At 57.3% G+C, this 2,599-nt stretch carries 4 protein-coding genes and 1 tRNA gene; 1 reads left to right on the top strand and 4 read right to left on the bottom strand.

What is annotated here, in order from left to right; genetic code table 11:
• Nucleotides 1–98 precede the first annotated feature (98 nt).
• The gene (locus tag ACIQ32_RS11790; RefSeq protein WP_396195877.1) at nucleotides 99–248 is read right to left on the bottom strand and encodes a hypothetical protein; all 150 of its coding nucleotides are present in this window, start codon (nucleotides 246–248) and stop codon (nucleotides 99–101) included.
• A 592-nt stretch (nucleotides 249–840) separates the two neighbouring features.
• Here ACIQ32_RS11790 and ACIQ32_RS11785 point away from each other — a divergent pair.
• Nucleotides 841–1,158, top strand: a complete 318-nt coding sequence (locus ACIQ32_RS11785) for an RNA recognition motif domain-containing protein (protein WP_396195876.1) — start codon at nucleotides 841–843, stop codon at nucleotides 1,156–1,158.
• Nucleotides 1,159–1,330: 172 nt separating this feature from the next.
• On the opposite strand, the gene ACIQ32_RS11780 is transcribed toward ACIQ32_RS11785, so the two are convergent.
• From ACIQ32_RS11780 to ACIQ32_RS11770, 3 genes are all read right to left on the bottom strand, one after another.
• Nucleotides 1,331–2,020, bottom strand: a complete 690-nt coding sequence (locus tag ACIQ32_RS11780; protein WP_396195875.1) for a hypothetical protein — start codon at nucleotides 2,018–2,020, stop codon at nucleotides 1,331–1,333.
• A 183-nt stretch (nucleotides 2,021–2,203) separates the two neighbouring features.
• A tRNA-Thr gene (locus tag ACIQ32_RS11775) sits at nucleotides 2,204–2,279 on the bottom strand.
• Between the two features lie 61 nt (nucleotides 2,280–2,340).
• Nucleotides 2,341–2,599: hypothetical protein (locus tag ACIQ32_RS11770; RefSeq protein ID WP_396195874.1), on the bottom strand; the 259-nt coding region annotated here is incomplete at its 5' end.

Here is a 2,599-nt window from a genome sequence, read left to right as displayed (position 1 = left end):
GAGGATGCCGCGCGGGAGATGCGACCTAGGTTGAGACTGATATCGCGCAGGGGGTGCCCCGGTGCTGAGCCCTCATTAATAACCCCTCCGTAGTAAGACTACTCTGCGGCGGGTGCCTCTTCCTGCGGTTCGGAGGAGGAAGATCCTGCGGCTTTGCCCGCGGCCTTGGCTTTTGCTTTTTCTTCCTTCTTACGCTTCTTCTCCATTTCCTTCCTGCGCTTCTCGAACCCGTAATTGATTTTGACCATGGTCTTCAGTGGTTGGTTGTTGTGACTGGTTGGTGGTCAAACGTCGCCGTTCAACCATTTTATAAATTGCTCATCAAGGCGCTCCTTCATGGCCCCGATGTCGTGAGACATGTCGGTAAACTGACCCCACCTTAGGATGTCCTTGGTCTTTCCGGAACCCTCGATCTCGAGGATAAAATCCTCCACGAGGACACCCTGCGAGGCGTGTGCGGTTCGGAGGTGCTCCTTGCAGAGATCAGCGGACTGATTCTGGCGGTTTTTCGTGCCGAGTCCCATGTCAGAGAGGGAAAAGCGCCCCACAGGAGTCGCTGGAGTAACGGTAGGATGATTGAAAGGACTGATACAATGTCCTGTGAATCTACGCCGCGGCATGCGGTTGAGCGAATGAATTCCTGTGGAAAGCCAAGGATCCGCTGCCGTTCCCTAAAGGTTTCCCTTGCTAATGCTTGGAATGGTCACAGAATAAGAAAGTTCGATTTTTAATGATTTGTTGCGTGGTGAATTGCCGGTTGAGTTTTTTATCGGTGGTTTGAAACCCGGTTCTCGGGAACGGCTCTGATTAGCGGATTTCGTATCAACCACACACACCAACATGAAACTCTACGTAGGCAATCTGACCTTTGACACCACCGACCAGGATCTGCGCGATCTCTTCACCCAGTACGGCAAACCGACCGAGGTCGCCCTGGTCACCGACCGTGAAACCGGCCGTTCCCGCGGATTTGGCTTTGTCACGATGGGCAACGCCGAGGAAGGTAACGCAGCCATCGCGGCTCTTGAGGGCAAGGACTTTCAGGGCCGCAACCTGACCGTCAATGAAGCCCGTCCCCGCGAGGACCGTCCCCCAGGAAACAGGGGCGGAGGTCGCTCCTTCGGTGGTGACCGCGATCGCGGTCCTCGCCGTTACTAGGCATCTCTCCACAAAAAAGCGGGACTTCTTCGCAGGGGCCCGCTTTTTTGTGCCTTGATGGATTAGGCCTTTGGGAACCGCTGATTCAATCCCTTGATGGGCGCCGACAGTCTGGTTGAAAGCAACGCCGGGCACCCCCTTGCGAGAGCGCACGGTAATATGGCAAAAAACCTTACTTGCTGCCCGCCGTGGGATCGGTCTCTTGAGCCAGGTCTTCCTCCCTGACCATTTCGCTCAGGCTCTGGGTCTTTGCCTCGCGAAGCTTCGAGAAGCGCAGGCTCTTGGAGGTGGCTCTCATGGCGCTTGTGACGCTCTGGTCCCTCTGGAAAAAAGTCGAGGAATCCCCCGCCGCGATATTCATCTTGGCCGCAGTGGCGATGGCGTCCTGGTTGGCGCCGAGGAAGAGGAACTCCCACTTGTAGACTTCCCTCTGATGCTTGATCCGCTCGCTGACCTGGGCCCAAGTGAAGTTGCGCGAGGAGTTCTCCTCCCCGTCGGTGAGGATGGCGATGATGACCTTACCGGGCCGATCGGCCTCGGGAATGGAGGCCAACCTGGCTCCGGTCTCGTCGATCGTGCGGCCGATCGCGTCCAAGAGAGCGGTGCCGCCGTCCGGGGCGTAGGTCTTCATGTCGAGACGAAGGATCTCTGGAGCCGGGACGGAGCAGAAGAGGGCCTCATATTCCGTGTTAAAGAGGATCAGGGACATCCGGACCGGTGTCTGGGCATGTTCCTCCTGTTGGCGGGTCAGGAGCTCGTTGAAGCCGGTCACGGCGGTCTCGGCGATCGACTGCATGGAGCCTGAGCGGTCAAGGATGAAGGCGATCTCGGTGAAGTTCCGGGCGGTGTTCTTCTCGTTCATGTGCGTCATGGTGGTGCGGGGTTTCATCAGGGGACGTGGTATCCCCATTCGTCATCATGATACCAACCCGAATGGACATAGAGCGTCCTACCCCCTAAGAATGTTGGGAGCTGAAAGTCATGCTGCATTCGCACGCGAATCAAAATCGCTTCCCATACGCCCCGTTCCATCAACCAATGTTGATGGAGCCGGCAGTCGGATTCGAACCGACGACCGCCTGATTACAAATCAGGTGCTCTACCAGCTGAGCTATACCGGCGACTCACCTCAAAGGATCTCATGAAGCGGACTCGTCGGCAAGCCCGTGGAGTCCGTTATGCTCAAATCCTGGACTGGATCCAGCGGATCACGGTTCCGAGCACGGGGACGTGGTCCCAGACGCCCTGGGCGGAATCCCAGAAATCCTGATGGAGGAGGACCCTCCCATGCGGATCAAACCGAACTAGGGTGACGCCGATCGTGCGGACGGTCTTCCCCTTGGCGAGGTGTTTCATCCGTGTATCCATGGTCCATCGGAAGTAGTAGTTCCTTCCCGAGACGGCGACATCGTCGAAGCTGACGGTCATGCTCTCGAGTCCC

The organism is Flavobacterium sp., assembly GCF_044373165.1.
Lineage (GTDB): Bacteria > Bacteroidota > Bacteroidia > Flavobacteriales > Flavobacteriaceae > Flavobacterium.
Note: the sequence above shows the minus strand (reverse complement) of the source record. Positions and strands in the feature narration are given on the sequence as shown.